This is a genomic window from Flectobacillus rivi (assembly GCF_030056655.1).
Taxonomy (GTDB): Bacteria; Bacteroidota; Bacteroidia; order Cytophagales; family Spirosomataceae; genus Flectobacillus; species Flectobacillus rivi.
Genome location: NZ_JASHIE010000003.1, coordinates 341,112 through 359,610 on the forward strand (window position 1 = coordinate 341,112; position 18,499 = coordinate 359,610).

At 38.0% G+C, this 18,499-nt stretch carries 14 protein-coding genes; all 14 read right to left on the minus strand.

The window, feature by feature from the left end:
• Positions 1–24: 24 nt before the first annotated feature.
• The gene (locus tag QM481_RS05765) at positions 25–2,484 is read right to left on the minus strand and encodes a TonB-dependent receptor (protein WP_283381020.1); all 2,460 of its coding nucleotides are present in this window, start codon (positions 2,482–2,484) and stop codon (positions 25–27) included.
• Between the two features lie 240 nt (positions 2,485–2,724).
• Positions 2,725–5,844: an efflux RND transporter permease subunit gene (locus tag QM481_RS05770; RefSeq protein WP_283381021.1), complete on the minus strand. Its 3,120-nt coding sequence runs from the start codon at positions 5,842–5,844 to the stop codon at positions 2,725–2,727.
• Between the two features lie 60 nt (positions 5,845–5,904).
• Positions 5,905–6,204, minus strand: a complete 300-nt coding sequence (locus QM481_RS05775) for a DUF190 domain-containing protein (protein ID WP_283368653.1) — start codon at positions 6,202–6,204, stop codon at positions 5,905–5,907.
• Complete coding sequence (mgtE, locus tag QM481_RS05780; RefSeq protein ID WP_283381022.1) at positions 6,201–7,571, minus strand: magnesium transporter; 1,371 nt, start codon at positions 7,569–7,571, stop codon at positions 6,201–6,203. Before mgtE ends, QM481_RS05775 begins: the two co-directional genes overlap by 4 nt.
• Positions 7,572–7,663: 92 nt before the next feature.
• Positions 7,664–8,734, minus strand: a complete 1,071-nt coding sequence (locus QM481_RS05785; RefSeq protein WP_166552754.1) for an efflux RND transporter periplasmic adaptor subunit — start codon at positions 8,732–8,734, stop codon at positions 7,664–7,666.
• Positions 8,734–9,984: a TolC family protein gene (locus tag QM481_RS05790; protein ID WP_283381023.1), complete on the minus strand. Its 1,251-nt coding sequence runs from the start codon at positions 9,982–9,984 to the stop codon at positions 8,734–8,736. Before QM481_RS05790 ends, QM481_RS05785 begins: the two co-directional genes overlap by 1 nt.
• A gap of 152 nt (positions 9,985–10,136) precedes the next feature.
• Complete coding sequence (locus QM481_RS05795; RefSeq protein WP_283381024.1) at positions 10,137–11,507, minus strand: HAMP domain-containing sensor histidine kinase; 1,371 nt, start codon at positions 11,505–11,507, stop codon at positions 10,137–10,139.
• Positions 11,504–12,187 (minus strand): response regulator transcription factor, encoded by a 684-nt coding sequence (locus QM481_RS05800; RefSeq protein WP_166552774.1) that lies wholly within the window; start codon positions 12,185–12,187, stop codon positions 11,504–11,506. Before QM481_RS05800 ends, QM481_RS05795 begins: the two co-directional genes overlap by 4 nt.
• Before the next feature lie 214 nt (positions 12,188–12,401).
• Positions 12,402–13,631, minus strand: coding sequence for a hypothetical protein (locus QM481_RS05805; protein WP_283381025.1), 1,230 nt, complete (start codon positions 13,629–13,631; stop codon positions 12,402–12,404).
• 150 nt (positions 13,632–13,781) lie between these two features.
• Positions 13,782–14,666 (minus strand): alpha/beta hydrolase, encoded by an 885-nt coding sequence (locus QM481_RS05810; RefSeq protein WP_283381026.1) that lies wholly within the window; start codon positions 14,664–14,666, stop codon positions 13,782–13,784.
• Positions 14,667–14,769: 103 nt separating this feature from the next.
• The gene (locus QM481_RS05815) at positions 14,770–14,979 is read right to left on the minus strand and encodes a DUF6132 family protein (protein WP_283381027.1); all 210 of its coding nucleotides are present in this window, start codon (positions 14,977–14,979) and stop codon (positions 14,770–14,772) included.
• A gap of 198 nt (positions 14,980–15,177) precedes the next feature.
• Complete coding sequence (locus QM481_RS05820; RefSeq protein WP_283381028.1) at positions 15,178–16,539, minus strand: hypothetical protein; 1,362 nt, start codon at positions 16,537–16,539, stop codon at positions 15,178–15,180.
• A 371-nt stretch (positions 16,540–16,910) separates the two neighbouring features.
• Entirely contained in the window at positions 16,911–17,339 is a 429-nt protein-coding gene (locus QM481_RS05825; RefSeq protein ID WP_283381029.1) for a DsrE family protein, read from the minus strand.
• 66 nt (positions 17,340–17,405) lie between these two features.
• Positions 17,406–18,452 carry a c-type cytochrome gene (locus QM481_RS05830; protein WP_283381030.1) on the minus strand — a complete coding sequence of 349 codons (1,047 nt, stop codon included), beginning with the start codon at positions 18,450–18,452 and terminating at the stop codon, positions 17,406–17,408.
• Positions 18,453–18,499 lie beyond the last annotated feature (47 nt).

The window sequence follows — 18,499 nt, forward strand, 5'->3', positions numbered from 1 at the left end:
AAATTATGGACGACTTGCAATTTATTAAAGGTTGTAAGTTACTGTCATCAAAAAGTTTCTTGGTGCGCCCGGAAAAGCTCTCAAATAATCATATCCTCCAACCCAATGGGTTTTATTCGTGAGGTTATTCAAATTCAATTGAAGTCTTACTTTTTTAAGGTTGTAATAAATACCAGCATTCCACAACTGATAAGCTGGAAATACCTGTGGCTGAGTTCCTGCATCAAAAATTGACCCATAGCGATCTGCCACGTAGTTTGTACCCAAACCTAAGCCCAAACCAGATAAACTTCCTTTGTGAATGGTATATTTTGTCCACACATTTCCTTGATGTCTTGGTGCATTTGGCTTTTGTCGACCAATATCTGATTCGGTAGTACTACTGGTGATTTTAGCATCATTGAATGCATAATTTGCAGTGATGGTCCAGTAAGGAGCGATGTAGCCCACCACGTCGAGTTCAACACCCTTCGAAATTTCCTCTCCCATTTGAATCATTTTATCTGGGTTTCCTGCTTCTCCAGCATTGTATAATTGCCCTTTCACCAATAGGTGATAGATGGCAGTTGAAACGACCAAGCGCTTATCAAGCCATTCGGATTTGGCACCAACTTCATAAAGTCGACTAATCAATGGGTCAAATGGCCCACCAGCGAGTGGATTACTAATTACCGATGCCGTTTGTGGTTGATAACCATTTACATAAGTTCCATACACATTAATATGCTGATTGGCGCTGTACACTAAACCTAGTCTTGGTAAAAAAGCGTGTTGTGTTACCTCTGTCGCATTTGAAGTATTATAACCTACTATATCGGTAAAATAATCCTGACGTAAACCTAATAAGGCCTGAAATTTCCCCATTTGAATCTGGTCTTGCAAATAAACCCCTTGCGTTCTTAAAAATTCAGGATCGTAATTTACAACCGTATAAAAATACTTTGACATATCTCTAAAGACATACGGGTTGCTCGCCGTCAAATCAAAATGAGGTACATTCGGCACAGGATTACCACTAGCATCCAATAGATACCTGCTTGACTGTGCAGGGTTATAAGTATTAATTGCGCCAGTGTTGGTAGCATTTCTGTAACCTCTTGCTTGTAATTGAGAACCTCCAGGCATTAGCTCTTGCTGTGCATAATCATATCCTAATAACAGCTTATGTTTCAAACGCCCTGTTTCTAAATCATAATTAAAGTAGCCTGTGAAGTTATCCGCATTGTAGGTTCTTTTACGGATAAATACCTGCATTTCAACTTGGGAAGGAATTACAGCACCTTTGCCGTCTTTTGCATAGGTATTGGCAGAACGGTGTTCAAGCAAATCTTCATTGTAATTACTGTGCATATAAGAAGCATTGAACACTAATTTATGGGTAATCTTTTGAGAAAAACCTAAAGTGAAATTATACGTCTCTTCTTTCAAATAATCGTTTACACTATTTAGGGAAGTCTTTATTGAGGTCGAATACAAATCCCCATTGCCTAAAGCTGATTGTCCTCGGTCGAGTCTACCTTCTGAGGTTTGGATGACTAAATCAGCATTGATTCGGGTATTTTTACTTGGTAAAAACGATAGACTTGGCGCAATAATTAGGTTTTTGTCATACTGCATATTTCTAAAAGAACCTGAATTCTCGTAGCCTAAATTGATTCTATACAATACCGTTTTATCTTGTGTCAAAGGTCCTGTAAAATCAGCTAGGGCTCTCATCGTATTAAAACTTCCAAAGGTTGTGGAAATAGATTGAGCTTTTTCGTCTAATGGTTTTTTGGTAACTCTATTGATCGTACCACCAGCGGAGGCGTTTCCAAACAAGGCCGAGGCAGGCCCTTTGATTACCTCTACCCTTTCTATATGTGGTATTAATTGTTGTTTCCAAAAACTGGTAAAAGCACGTTGCCCATTGACCAAAATCGACGAGTTTTGCCCCCCTTGAATTCTGTGACCCCTTACGGTGAGGTCATTATAAAACGAAAATTGCGTTACTCCGCTCATATTTTTTACGACATCATTCAATCGAAAAGCTCCTTGATCTAGAATCAGTTCCTTCGTGACATAGCTGATACTTTGCGGAACATCCTTCAAGGCCGTTGCTGTTTTGGTACCGACAAAGGAAACCGAGTTTTTATATTCTGTTTCCTTACGACCCACTACTTCAATCGTTTGTAATTGCTCTGAGGTCTCTGTAAGCTCAATATCCAAACTAGGGGAATTTTGATTGTCTACAGTGATATCCTTGAAAAGAGGCTCAAAACCCACGAAAGTGAATTTGAGGGTATAACGTCCCGTTGAGACTCCCTCTATTTGAAACCTTCCTTCTGGGTCAGTTGATACCCCTTTAGTGGTTTTGAGAATAGAAACAGATACGTCTGCAATAGGTTCGTTATGGGAGTTGTGAACCAGACCTGTTATTTTTTGTGAAAATACATGTTGTGAAAACAGGAATAAGATGAGTAGTAAAGAGTAGCGATTTTTCATTTTTATTAAGTCTAATTATAAATAACAGCTCAAATTTGACTAAAATAAAAACGAATTGCAATATTATTTAGAATAAATCTAAATAATATTGCAATGGTTCAATTAAATCTAAGATGTAGACAAAAAAACCTCAAATGACGATAAAAAACGCCATCTGAGGTTTTAAATGGAAATTAAAATATAGTTGAAAGAGATTTATTTTAAGTTTTCAATGGCTTTATTGAGAAATCACATTAATAATTAGTTAGAAGAATCAGCCTTTTTTTGTTTTACCCAATAAAACAACGGAGGAATCAGAATTGGGGTAAAAATAAGCGTACTGATTAGCCCTCCAATAATTACTGTTGCCAATGGGCGTTGTACATCCGAGCCAATTCCCGTGGATACTGCCGCAGGAATTAGACCCAAGATGGCTAAAACAAGGATGGAAAGTATGGCTCTCAATTGCTCTTTAGCAACATTATTAATCGTATCTTGACTTACCTCTAGGGCGTGTATGGCTCGGTTGAGCGCTGAGACTAATATGACCCCTGCCATTACCGAGATACCGAAAATAGACACAAAACCCACACCACCCGATACATTGAAGTAATAGCCTCGTAATAACAGCGCTGAAATACCACCTGCTAAGGCAAACAAAATACATGACATCGTCAATAAGGTATCTTGTAAATTGTGATACAGCATAAACAACAATCCAAATACCAAGACTATCGTCAGTGGAATCGTAAAAGCTAATTGTTTACCTGCTCGCTCAAGGTTTTCGTACTGACCACCATATATTACCTCATATCCTTTTGGTACGTTTACTCCTTTTTCGATTTTATCTTTTAATTCTTTTACAAAACCACCTTGGTCACGTCCACGGATGTTGGTTCTAACTGTAATCATTCGTTTGTTGTTATAGCGGTAAATATTGGTCTGACCAGCGACAAAACGAATATCTGCCAACTCACTCATAGGAATCAAAGCTCCTGACGATGAACTCACTAACAACTTCTTGATTTCGTCGATGTTATTGCGGTATTGTGGCAGATAGCGTACCAAAATGTCATATCGCTTAGTTCCATCATAAAGTACCGAAACATATTTTCCACCGATTGCGGCCTCAATCATATTTTGGACGTCAGATACATTGATGCCATAACGGGCAGTTTGCTCTCGATTGATATTGATGGCTAGTTGCTCCTGTGAGCCTTCTTGTTCAATATTTACGCCTTTGCTACCTTTCATATTTTTGACAATCTCAGCAATTTGCTCTGACTTTCCTCGCATTAACGATAAATCGTCACCAACAACAGATACTGCCAAATCGGCTGCCGAACCTGTCACGATTTCCATTACTTGGTCAATGATTGGCTGACCAGAAGTGAATTTTACACTTGGCAAGGCTCTTTCCAAATCGGCTGTCACCAACTGAACTAATTCCTTTTTAGAAACTGTATCCGTCCAAAGTTTGTAATCTTTTAAGCCTACCAAAATCTCATTACGGTTGGCTGGGAATGGGTCTGTACCATCGTCATTGCGACCTGTTTGGGTAATCACAAATGAGATTTGTGGGTATTTGGAAATAATTGAACGAATCGTTGGTGCATATTTAGCATTCTCTTGAATGGTAATTCCCGCAGGGAAATTGCCTCTTAGGAAAATCGAACCTTCATCTAATTCTGGCAAAAACTCAGAGCCTAGAAAACCACCCAAACCAATCAAAGCAATAACAACTACAAAACCAGCCACCACAGTTTGTTTATAAAAACGAGCGATGCCATGAAGGAGTTTTGCATATACTTTATCAAAGAAGGTCAATACAAAATTGTGATGTTCTTTGATTTCATGATTTTCATTAATGACTTTCTGGAAAATAAAGGAAGTCAACACAGGAATCACTGTCAAGGCAAATACCATCGAACCAATTACAGCAAACGACAAGGTCAAAGCCATTGGGCTAAACAGTTTGCCTTCAACACGTGTCATCATCAAAATTGGCATATAAGCAAAAATGATGATACTTACTGAGAAGAAAATCTCTTTTGAAACCTCATTAGCAGACTGAATGGTCAAGGCGATAATACCTTTTTTCTTTTCTTCATGACTTGCCTTTTGGTAATTCCGTATGAGGTGTTCTACCATTACAACGGCCCCATCTACAATAATCCCAAAGTCAATCGCTCCTAACGATAAGAGGTTGGCAGGAATGCCAGTCAATCGCATAATGATAAAGGCAAACAGCAAAGAAAATGGAATCGTAACGGCTACCACCAAGGCACTTCTGAAATTACCAAGGAAGAAAATCAAAATTACAATTACAATGCTAATTCCTTCAAAAAGTGTTTTACCTACTGTATGCAATGAGCTATCAATCAAAAAACTACGGTCATATAAAGGACGAATTTTGACGCCTGCGGGTAATTCTTTTTCTTGTAATTCGGTCAATTTTTCTCGTAAATCCTTCAAGGACTCACTTGGGTTTTCATAACGACGCAACAAAATAATACCCTCTACTCCACTATTTACTGCTACTTTTTCAGCAGGAATATTATAACCCAAAATACCACTTGGTGGCGGCGGAGCTATCTCAACCGAAGCCACATCTCTGATATAAATAGGCACGCCATTTTCAGACTTTAATACGATATTTTCAATGTCCTTTTCAGTCTTAATCGTACCTAATCCACGCACTGCAAAACCTTGTCCTCCACGTTCGAGGATATTACCTCCTGAGTTTTGATTATTTTTTGAAACCGCCTCTTCAATATCAGAAATACTGAGTTTGTATTTACGAAGGTTATCAGGGTTGGTCAAAATATGAAACTGCTTGAGAGGTCCCCCAAAAGTTACTACGTCAGCAACACCTTTAGTTTGTAATAAATAAGGCTTAATCACCCAATCTTGTAAATCTCTCAATTGTGTCGGAGAATACGTTGCTGGCGCTTCAACCACATATCTAAAAATCTCTCCTACTGCCGTTGAAAGCGGTGCCAATTCTGGCTGAACACCATCAGGCAAGCCAACCGTAGCTAAGCGCTCCATTACCTGCTGGCGAGCAAAGTAATCATCTGTACCATCTTGGAAAGTCAATTGTACTACCGACAAACCAAAAATTGTACGACTACGGCGGTCTAATACGTTTGGCGTATTCTGCAAAGCACGCTCGATTGGCACTGTTACTTGTTGCTCAACTTCTTCGGTTGCTCGTCCTTCGTATTTGGCTACGATAATTACATTGGTATCTGCAATATCTGGATATGCTTCAATCTTGAGTTGAGTAAAACACCAATAGCCGACAAGCATCACCAAAATACCAATACCAGTTACTACCCAGCGGTTATTTAATGAAAATATGATTAACTTTTTTACCATCTTGGAATATAGAATTTCGGAAGTTTATCCAATTGAATTACTTAATTTGACCTTTTGAAGCTACACTACTTCAACTTTTGATTTTACAATCAATCCTCCTTTATAAATTTCTCTTAAAGAAGTTAGCGCCTCCTCTACTTTTTCATCCTCATCTACAAAAGAAATCATCAGAGGTGGATGGTCGAATGACAACAAATCGTGTGGTTTCTTGAGAATATGGTTTTTCCCAAAACCCATCCAACCTTCAAATACAGTAGCGCCTGCCACATTATGCCCTATGAGATGTTTAAGAATAACATCATACACATATTTTGAACCTAGGAGGTCGTCTTTATCTATGAAAATCTGTACCTGTGTCATAGTATTGCACCTTTAAGAATGATGGAAGCGATTGAGAAATAGATTACTAAACCAGTGACATCGACCAATGTTGCGACAAATGGTGCTGATGAAGTAGCTGGGTCAAGTTTAAGTTTTTTCAAGAACATCGGAATCAATGAGCCAGTCAGTGTACCCCAAAGCACGATACCAATCAGCGAGAAAAAGATTGTCCAGCCTACCAATACCCAATGCTGACCGTAATCAAAAATGCCCATATTTTGCCACAAAGCAATTCGAATAAAGCCAATAGCACCTAGCACTAAGCCAAGGGTCAAGCCCGAAAATAATTCTCGACGAGCTACATACCACCAATCTTTGAGGGTAATTTCTTTTAATGCCATCGCTCTAATAATCAAAGTGGCTGCCTGTGAACCACTATTGCCTCCACTCGAAATAATGAGGGGTACAAAAAGTGCTAAAACCACAGCTTTGGCAATCTCTGCTTCAAAATGCCCCATAGCAGAGGCAGTAAGCATTTCACCCAAAAATAACACAATCAACCAGCCTGCTCGTTTTTTAATCAAGTCCCAGAAAGGTGTACGCACATAAGGATAATCCAACTCCTCCAAACCACCTATTTTCTGAATATCCTTGGTATTTTCTCTTTCGGCTACGTCCAAAATATCATCAATCGTAACCACTCCCAAGAGCACATTTTGTTCGTTTACGACAGGCAATGTCACTCTGTCGTATTCCTTAAACATACTTACTGCACTTTCTTGATTTTCTTGAATAGTCAAACTTGGACAAAAGTGGTCTAAAAGTTCCCCTATTCGTTGGTCTGGCTCATTGAATACCAATCGGCGAATTGGTACGTCGTCTATCAATTTATTTTTTTCGTCTACGACAAAAATCACATCTGCGGTTTCGCTATCTGTATAATTTTGACGGATATAATCAATGGCTTCCGATACGCTTTTGTTTTGCTGAATAGTTACGGCATTGGTATTCATAATACGCGCAACGCTGTCTTTGGGATAGCCTAACAAATTATGAGTTAGTTCCTTTTGACTTTGATTGAGCAAATTAATATAGCGCGTTTGTTCCCAATCTTTCAAAGACGATAAAAACATCATTCTATCATCAGAGTTGAGTTTGCTAAGAAGATGACTTGCTTTATTGCTCGAAAAATTTTCTAACAAATCTTGTTGTAAAACAGTATCGAGATACGCAAAAACATTGACTTGACTCTCCTCATCAAAAGCTAAATATGCTTTCAGTGCATTTTCAAAAGGCAGGGTTTCAAACAACTGCGCTACTTTTGATGGATGCACATAATTTTTATGACCTCTCTTAAACAACAAGTCTGAAAAGTCATTCTTCAAGATTTTTTCTCTAAAAGTCATACGTGGTGTTGGGGAGAAAAATCAAATTATACCTTTTATAAAAACCCCGTTCAACAAGCTTTTAACTTAAACATTCAAGCTAAGAGCCACCTCTAATATCCAAACGACAAGCCTTTGAGCTGAATAGCACCCGTATTTACTACCTGTTCGTTGTTTTGCAAACCACTAAAAATGATTACACGATCGCCAATTTGTTGTCCAGTGTGTACCTCTCTGCGTTCAAAGCTTTTGTTGTCCTTTTTCACAAAAACAAAGTTTTTACCTTGAACGGTAATCAACGCATTTTTATCTACACTGATAAAATGACCTTCACTAATCCCAAATGAAACCAACGCAAACATCCCTGAACGGAATTTGGCTTGTTTGTTATTGATCAAGATTCTTACCTTAGTCATGTGGCTGGTATTATCCATTACATCTGCAATACCATTGACGATACCCACATGATTTTCTTCAGGATAGGCCGTAAATCTAATTTGGCATTTTGCACCTTTATGGATTTTAAGAATCTGGTTTTCAGAAACATCTGCGATAATCCACCCATTTCCTACAGGCGAATCTATCAAGGTTTCTGGGTCAAATCCTGCCACTTTCAGATTGGTACTATGCTCAATAATCAAACTGCGTTCGGCAATCAAATCAGCTTCGGCACTGGCTTTTTCTGATTGTGCGATTGACTTTTCACTTTCTGCCAACAACTTATCTGTACGAGCATCCGAAACGTCCTTGCCTGTTGCCGAACCATGGGCTTTCAAGTCTTCAAAACGCTCAATTTCAATTTGCTTTTGTTTGATAATAGCGTCTTTCTGAGCAATTACAGATTGTTTTTGCAATACCACCGCTTTGCGTTGAGCAATGGCAGACTGGTGATTCAAGAGTTCGGTATAATCTGATGTTAAATCAGGATTGCTAAACAAAACCACTTTATCAGCCACTACTGTTGCCACTACTTGCGCAGGGGCCGTTAAGTCTGCCGAAATAAGCGAACTAGCTACCGTTTCTGTTTTGAAAAATGCAGCACTTTGTTTATCTGGAATCGAAATGGTAACACCATCCTTTGATACCGATGGCGACTGAATATCGTTGTTGGTATTCTTTGTTTCTTTTTTGCACCCCCAAATTGAAAGCGAAACTAGAGATACTATGAATAAGATTCTTTTCATTATTGTGCCAATTTGTTGATTAAACCTGTAACACTTAATAGCTGAATTTGGCTTTGGTGATACTTATGCAATAGATTGGTATATTGTTGCTGCGTTTCAAGCCAACTTCTTTGTGCTTCCAAAAAGTCGATAATTGTAGTGCCTCCGACCGAATAAGAATAGCGAACATTTTTCAAGATTTGATCGGCTTGTTCAGTAATCAAAGCATAACTCTTCAGGTTATTTTGATTAGTTTCTCTTTGCAAACTTGCGTTTTGAACTTCAGTTCGGATGGTATTCTGTACGGCTTCAATTTGTGTAATCGCTTGTTCTCGTTGTACTTTTGCCTTTTTGATTTCGCCTTGATTTCTATCAAAAAATGGCAATTCTACAGTGGCATAAATCCCGAAATATGGCAATGTATTTTGTGGGTTATAAATAAACCCTGCCTCTGTTTTAGGAAAAGCCAAAGATTGTTGCAACTTGATATTCGACTCCATTACGCCTTGTCTCGTTTGAAAATATTGTAAATCTGTTCTACTTGCGTAGGCATCGGCCAGCAAGGAATCTACTTTCAGAAAACTATCAACACCAAGATCAGCACTAGTTGAAATAGACAAATTTTCTTTGGCACCAATCATCAATTGCAGTTCGTTCAATTGCTGTCTTAACTCCTGATTTAGCTCAGAAATCTGAATTTTATATTGCTTGGCAATCAATTGAGTACGATAAAGCTCGGTTTCAGTAATAATTTGTTTTTTGAAACGATAGCTATTAATCGTTACCAAAGTATCGATATTATTTACAGCTGTTTTTAACAAATCGATTTGCTTTCTTGTGTTCCAAGCTTCAACCCATTTGAACGCAACGTCTGTATAAAGACCTCGTTGAAATTCGGCGTATTCTTTTTCCGCTAATTTGACATTTTGGTTAGCATAATCGATGCGATTTTTACGTTGCCCGCTCAACTGAAACTCTTTGGTCAACTGCCACCAAGTTTGCATACTTTCACCTGTAAGCAATTTGGGATTATTGGCGAGTTGTGAAGGCCTAAGAGCCTGTAAAGACTGATTATTGAGTATTGGGTTGGGGCGCAACTTAGCCGTCACAATATCGGCTCTGGATGCGTCAACCCCTAAAGCTCCCACCTTCATATAGGGGTTTTGCTCGGTGGCAGTTTTGAGGGCATGTGTTAGGCTTATCACATTTTGAGCATAACCTTTGCCGACTACCAGCGAGAGTAAAAGGACTATTTTTATTCTCTTCATCATTGCTTTGAGGGTCATCGTATAGCGGTACAAAACTATATTTTACGATTAAGAAAGGCTGTTAGAGCTCTAATAGAAAAAAATTAGAAAATTATTAGAAAAGTGCGATAAAATAGAAGAATTATAAGTTGTTTCACTAAAAGGTATAGATGAAATTAATAGGTATATGGTAAATGAACAAGAAATGTTGTTCCTTGAGTTTTTATAGACCTTACCTGTATAGTACCGCCATGTAGTTCTACGATACGTTTGGTAAGTGATAGTCCTATGCCGTTTCCATCGGCATGGCTTTTGTTTTCTCCTCTAAAAAATGGCGTAAAAAGTCTTTCCAAGTCTTTTTCTGAAATACCAATCCCATGATCTTCGAAAGAAACTAAAATGCCATTTTTGTCAAAAAAGATAGCTACCAACATTTGTTTTTCAGGAGAAAACTTACAGCCATTTTCCATCAAATTCACAAAAGCCGTTTTAAGCAGATATTCGTTGGCGTTGACTGAGATTTGGTTATCATCTTCAAAATCTTCTTCAAAATGAATATCAATCTTATAATCTGGATTTGATTTTTGAATCAACAAACAAGCATCCAAAATCAGCTCATCAATTCTAACAAGACGAAATGATATTTCAGACGGGTCGTAACTTGCTTTGGCAAAATCGAGGAGGCTATTAGACAAACGTACCATTTTTCGGGCGTCGTTGAGGGCATTATGGATAGCCAATTTATACTCGGTATTTGTACGTTCCTTTTCGCTGGTTAGTTCCAGTTCTGCCACGATGGCTGCCAGTGGAGTACGTAATTCATGCGAGATATTGGAGACGAAGCTTTTTTGGGCATCAAACGAATTTTCCAATCGGTTTAGCATTTGATTGAAAGTTTCAGCTAATTCTGTCAATTCATCCTTATCTGGTGTAGTCACCAATCGAAGATCCAGATTGGTACCTGAAATTTGTTTGGCTTTATCGGTCATTTCTCTGATAGGGTCAAGCACATGAAGCGCAAAGAAATAAGCGATGATGTAAATCATGATGATTGAAAGCACAAAAAATGCAATGGTACTTTCAAAAAGTGTCTGCAATTTATTGTAGCCAAACTGGTCATAAGCGGCAGCTGTTACTAGATATTTTTTCCCTTCGTACTTGTATTTAATACCAATAATGTCCCAATTGTTTTTCTGTAGACGCACTTGTCCATTACTAAAAACGGCGTGCATCATTTCTTTGGTTTCCTTCACAAAATCCAGTTCTGAGGCATCATGATATACCAAGTTAAAGGTAGAATCATAAATCGCTACCTCCACTTCACTGATAGTCTGGCGATTGTTTTTATAGATTCTTTGAAGGGTTTTAGCACTTACTTGGGCATCAAAAAAGAGATTGGCCTTTGTTACAGCCTCTTTTTTGAGTCTGGTAAAAAACTGGACTTCTCTATCTCTTTTAGCAGAAAGGTATATTAGGCTCGCAAAAGCGAACAAAATAATGACTGATAAAAAGATAAACAAAAGGCTAATTTTGGTCCGAATTTTCATAAGTCTGATTTAAGAATAAAGCCCATGCCTGATTTGGTGTGAATCAATTTTTTCTCAAAACTTTTATCAATCTTTTTTCTCAGGTAATTGATATACACATCGATAAAATTTGTACCCGTGTCAAAATGAGTATCCCAAACTTTTTCTGCAATTTCAGTTCTAGAAAGGACTCTTTCTGGATTTTGAAGTAAATATTCTAGCAACTTAAATTCCTTGGGAGTTAAATCGATATCTACTTCTCCCCTTTTCACCGTTTTGTTTTGGAGATTCAATTCTAACTCATCGTATTTGAGCACATTGCTGTAAGTCTGTGGAGTTTTGCTTTGACGTTTGAGAAGCACCCGAATACGTGCCATCAGTTCTCTTATTTCAAATGGCTTTACCAAATAATCATCAGCACCAGCATCAAAGCCTTCGAGTTTGTCGTCGGTTGTACCCAAGGCAGTGAGCATGATAATAGGAATTTCGAGGTTTGCTTCTCGCAATTGCTTGCACAATTCGAGACCATCCATCTTAGGCAAAATAATATCTGTAATAATCAACTCATAAGGATGCTGAAGGGCTAATTTTTTCCCCATAACACCGTCGTACGCTACTGTAGCCGAAAAACCTTGCTCCTCCAAACCTCGCTTGATTAGCTCCGAAACTCTTAAATCGTCTTCAATTACTAGAATATCCATCATGTTTAATGCCTTTTATTTGACTACGAAAGTAAGGAGAAACGCTTGAATACCCGTTGGATTAATTAATTTTTTGGATAAACAAGCGTTTTTTTACTTCTTTTGAAAGCCCGCTAGAAGTAATTATTTCAGATGTCGGATGTTGGATTTCGGAAGTATAGTTTATTCTTTTCAAAAATTGAAGAAATACAACCTGAAATCTACAATCGTGATTCTATCGTTTTGAAAGGAACATTGCTAAATCAAGCTGAAAAGTGCTGGTTTGAAAGCTTATAGATGCCCCTATCAGTCTGGAATCAAACCTTGGCATTTGTAAATATTTTGCTTTAGCTTCTACGTGCAAATCATATTTTGGAGTCATTTTCCATCGACTATCTACCCCAATATTGAGCCCGTAAAAAACATTCAAATTCGGTTTTGTATCTTCTCTATATAATTCTGGTTTATAAATTACATCGGGAGCCACATAACGTGGAATTGTACTATAAGCTGTTATTTTGCCCTCCATTGGAACAAAAAATGATGGTCCAATAAATATCTTAAACTGATGTTTGGTATTGTTCAAGTCACTCAATGCATACTTAAATTTGGTATCTATACCTATGCCAGAAATATCAAATTTTCCTACACTATTGTATTGATATTTTTCTTCCATACTGGTGTAGGGCACTCCTAATTTATAGGGTATTTCGCCATAGATTTTTGTCCAAAAAACATCCACACCAAATGAGGTTCTACTTCTTCCTTCAAATTCAGCATTGATTCCAAATTGTGGTTGAGCATTGATGTCATAATGAAGCAGATCAGTTGTATGCGAATATGAAAGGCTATGTACACTTGTTGCAACACCCAAGTAAGGCGAAATAGAAGCCTTTAATCTCTGACTCGGCAACGGGTAAACCTTAGGATAATATTTTGGATAAATCTCCTCGTTGTAGGTAGTAACTAACTGCGACAGGTACTCTTCCTTGTATTTTATTTTCTGATAGCCTGCTGATCTCAATTTGGGAGTGTAAGAAAAATCAGGAAAAAAGACGAGCAAATATCCTCGAAGTTTTTCTTTAGGAATCAGGACGACTTCTTTACCTTTTGAATAAAAATACAACTGTAATTTTCTACTGAAAAATAGTGACACAGGTGCAATGACGCTCGCTTCTAATAAAATTGGATTTTCTTTAAACTCTTTGACTACAAATAGGTACTTGCCTTCCGTTTTGACTGAATCGATTTGTGAAATTGGCAAGGTTGTATATTGCTCGTTTTCTTTTAAAATCGACACTTTGGTGTAGTGATCTGTAAACTTGATTGATCCTTTGATAGGCGCTTCTCGGTTCTTGACATAAACTACTCCGTCGGCTCGAATACCATATTGTCCAAAGCTAGTTTTAAATGAAAATAACAGCAATAGTAGACTGATAAATGATAGGCTGGTGTTTGTTCTCATGGTAGATGTTGGGTAGAAATTATTAAAATAGGAATTAGTAAACGTATTTTATGTGCTTGAAGGTAGTAGAATATTTTCAAATGGGCAAATGAAACCGATGATAACGCAAACCGCCTCAAAAGCAAATCTTTGAGGCGGTTATACGTTTTTCTATTCTACAGTTACACCATTTGTTTTTAAAACTTTATGAAAAAACAATACATGATACGGCAAAGAATTTTGCCAATACTCCCACGTATGTGCTCCTGGGCGCTCAGTGTAATCGTGTGGTGTTCCGTTGTAGACTAAACGTCGATGCAATTCACGATTTACTTCTATCAAAAAATCATCGACACCACAATCAATTGTCACTGGCAGATTATTGGCTTTAATTGTTTCCGCCATATTCACTACAGAATTTTTGAAAAACACTTCCTGACTTACATCCGAAGTACCAAGTAATTTCTGGAATCTATCTTTGAGCGATTGGGTAAAAGCCTCATTGATCTTGAATTTGGTATAATTCATATCCATAGCACCACTCATCGTTCCTGCGGCAGCAAACAATTCGGGATGGCGAGTAGACAAATACATGGCACCGTGACCACCCATCGATAAACCTGTGATAACTCTTCCTTTTTTATCCTTAACCGTTCTGTAGGTATTATCAATTTTTTGAATGACTTCTTTGGTAATATAGGTTTCAAATTTGTTTGTGGCATCGTAAGGACTATCTAAATACCAGCCAAAAGTTTCGCCTTCGGGCATTACGATAATCATATTGTATTGGTCTGCTAAGTTTTTGACCAGCATTTTATCAGGCGTAGACGTTAGCCAGTCCCTAAAATGCCCGCCTCCGCCATGAAGCAAATAAAGCACAGGATAAGAAGCTTTGTTTTTGGCATAGGAGTTAGGTAGTACCACTGCTGCCTTGTAAGTTTTGTTCATGGCAGCGCTAGGAACATCCAAACTATCAACGGTCGAAGCGAAAGATACTGACGTAAGCAGTGAAAACACGCCTACAAGCACAAGTTTAAGTTTTTTGGATAATAACATAATGAATAGAATAAATGTGAAAAGAAGGTATTTTTTGCACAATTTAAGGATAAATCATAACAATCCTCTTTCCCCATTTGCCTCAAGCCATTTTTGTAGGCTTTCATTTCTTTTTCAAAATATCAGTTATGATTCCAGAAATCGTAAAACCGAGTATTGCACCATACGGCACCATCGTTTGCCATTGCGATTTGAGGGGACAAGTACCAGTCAAACAACCTATTTCTGACCAATAAAAATATCCTCCAATAGCACCGATTAAGGCGCCAAATACTTTCCATTTGTTAGGTGAAAATCTCATTTTATTTTCCATACCATGTGTCAATTTTGTATTGTGAATTAGTAGTGATGGCAACCGCAAGGGTTGCCACTACGTTAAAATGCGGATGATGGGAATGCCTCTGAACAAAACAAAACTCCTAGAAAAGCCCCATTAAAAAATTAAATTATTGACTATTAATTATTTATGAATCAATTTTCAAATCTTCAAATTCTCTAATTTTCAAATCACTTACCATTTATAATTAACCGCCAAATTCAACTGGCTCATATCCACTTTGTTTTGGACATATTTGAGATTGTCATAGACCAAGCCCTGATTTGCTTTGTATATGCCAAGCGCTTGCAGTGTTAGTCCTTTCAAATTTCCCTGAAAATTATACTGCACATTAAGCATCGTATGCGAATAATCTGGAACGCCATATTTATTCAGTCGAGTATCTTTTACATCTGGCATGTTATAATACCCATAGGCAGTCTCAAGCTTCCAATTTTTGGAGAAAGCATAAGCATATTTGGCGGTATACGCCCATACATCTCCTGAACCTTCATTGCGCTCTCTGGGAATAAAAGTATAAAATTGCTCTACGCCCCATTCACGCGGCATCTGATAACGTCCTTGTGCGGTAATACGCCCGAAATTGAGTGAGCCTTCCCATTTTTTATCTTTCAAACCTAATCTGACATTTATAATAATGGGCTTATTTTCTTTGGTAAAATATACCTGACTAGCTACCTCGCTCCCACCATTGCCAAGCTGTCGCTGTGTTGCTAGCAATCCTCCCAACATTAGCTGTTGGTTGTTCCAAATAGATTTGCGGTATTCTGTTTTGAGATAGGCCGTATGAAAAACATTTTCGACTAAAATATCACTCGCCAAGATTTGCCACTTTGCATTTGGTTTAAACATCACCTCAGCAATACCTATACCCTTGGTGGTGGTATGACCCGCATATTGCGATTTGGTACCATCTGGATTTAATCCTACAGGATAAATCCCAAAGGAATTTGCCACAGAAACCCATTTTACTGCCGACCTCGGATTCATTCCTGTGATAGCTTCAAGACCAATTTGCCACTTACTACTTGGAATATATTTAAAGGAAAGCCCTTGCACCAAAGTTGGACTCATACGTCCATCTTGGGCATTTAAGAAGATATTTTGAGGGATATAATTACCCACCAATGCTTGGACCTTCTTGGTGCGATACTGCAAATTAAGTTCCTGTAAACGCAAAAGCATATCCTTATTGTTAGGATTGGTAAAATCAAACATCCCCCACTCATAACGATTTAACTGAAGACTCTTAAGGTCAGGAATCGAAAAGTTAGGAGCATATATCTGTTGTGTCAAACTACCAGAGATAGCCAATCGAAAACCCTTGAATGATAAAGTTTGATAGCCAAGCGTAAGTCCAATAGCGCCAGCCGAATAATCGCTGAGATCGTCCTTATTCCAAGTCGAAATGGACATCACTCTTACCTGACATGTAATATTCCCTTTGGACAATGCTCCGACAAAACTACTATCCGTTTGTGCCTGTAAGACCAATGGAAAAATAAAGAAAATGACTATTTGAAAAATATTACGCATACATCTAAGTGATTAAGTATGCCCAAAATTATCAAAGAGAAAAATGGTAAAAAGTGATATTTGTTACAGAAGAAATTTTAGGAAGATTCTGCTGTAGGCGCAGAGCTGTAGGCATTATGCGTTAATAATATGCCTTTTTACTTGAGAATTCTCAAGAGGCACCACTTTAACAGTAGCTCCGTAGGAGCGACAGTTTGGTAGTAAAGAATCATGTACTTGAACGATTAAAAGAGCGCCGTAGGTGCGATAGAAAGCAAGATAGTTTGTTTTCTGTCGCACCTACGGCGCTCAAAGAAGATTTTTCTCAAGAATGTTGTTGTAGAGGCAACCTCTCATATTTCCGAAATCAGAAATCCCCAATCCGCAATAGCTTAAAACCCTGCCTTTATATACGACCAACCTTCCTCTTGTTTGAGTGCTAATTCGATTAGTGCAACAGGAACGTATTGAGCGACAGTTAGAATTTGGTCTTTAGTTATTTTCTGGGATTTCATGGTATTTTCACAAACCGCAAAAACAACGCCTTTTTGGGTGAGTGCTTCTATTTGAGAAGTGAGAACGTTCCCTTCTTTTTTCATAAATCCAATACCCTTATTGTGTACAACGACCTCTAACTTGGCGGTTGGCCAAACCTCCAAAACGTTATTTAATTGTTTGGTCAATGCTCGATAAGCCGCAGTGTCGGGCGTTGCCAGATGAAATACGATAGCGTGTTCGTTCATTTTTTTAGTTTTTTGTGAAAACGAGGGAAGGCTTGCTATGCACCAGAATGCCAATGCCCAAAAAAGTATTTTTTTCATTGTTATAGAGTAATTTGAGTTTAAAATATTGAAGACTAGCTTGTGAACAGAAGCACTTAAAGTTAACTAATTTCTTTTCTTCTTCCAGTCTTTAATAGCTTTGAAAGGACCGTATTTATGTTGCAGTTCTGAAAAAGGGTCAGTATAGGGTCCAAAAGGATGATCAAATGGCTTATCTGCAATTTTAGGCCAATCTTGACTCAAATCTTTATGCGGTCTGGTTTGTGAGTTGATATACGCAGCAACATCCCAAGCCTCCTCGTCGCTCAGTTGAGTATTCTGGTAAGTAACACCTAAGGGCATATTGTATTTGACATAGCCAGCCAAGTTGGACAAGCGATACAAACCTGCGCCATCATTATAACTGTTTTTGCCCCAAAGCGGAGGATAAGTAAATTTCTTCCCTCCTTCAGCCAATATTCCTTGCCCATTTGTCTGGTGACAACTTTGGCATTTTTGGGTGTAAACTTCCTCACCTTTTGTAGGGTCAGCAGCCCGCTTGAGTAGTTTTAATTTAAAAATACCCGTGCCCTTTGGTGTATGTTTTTTCTCTACGTCGGAGCCTATCCAGTCCATATATGCCACCATTGCACGCATTTCTTTACTAGTCGAATCCAATGCTTTTCCATTCAAACTTCTCTCAAAACAATCATTAATTCGTTTCTCTTTCGATTCAAGTTTTCCCGAACGAGCACGAATTTTGGGATAGGTAGATGCCACCGCGAAATAGTTATTTCCCCATGCCTTAGTACCCGCATTCAAATGGCAATTTTGACAATTCATTCCATTTGAAATATGAGAGACTGTGCCATTGGGGCCTAAATATTCAGCAGTATTGGCAATCAAATCTTTCCCATAGTGAATCAAATCACACTGATTTTTATCGAGTTGAGCTAATCGCCAATCGGCAGGGGCTTCCCATAAGTGTGTGAAATTGGAATCGGGCGCTTGATAGTTTTTTACTAAAAGTGAGTCTGTTGAGTTGGAAATATTTGAGGGTTTTTCGTTTATCACTAAACCTAAAACCGTAAAAACCAAAACAACTAGAACTGAAACCAGTCCTAGCATCATTTTGGTAGAAAAACCCAAAGAATTTTCGATATTGCTCTGCATAACTTTAAACTAAATGAGTGAATTTAGAAATATCTTATTTAATCAAT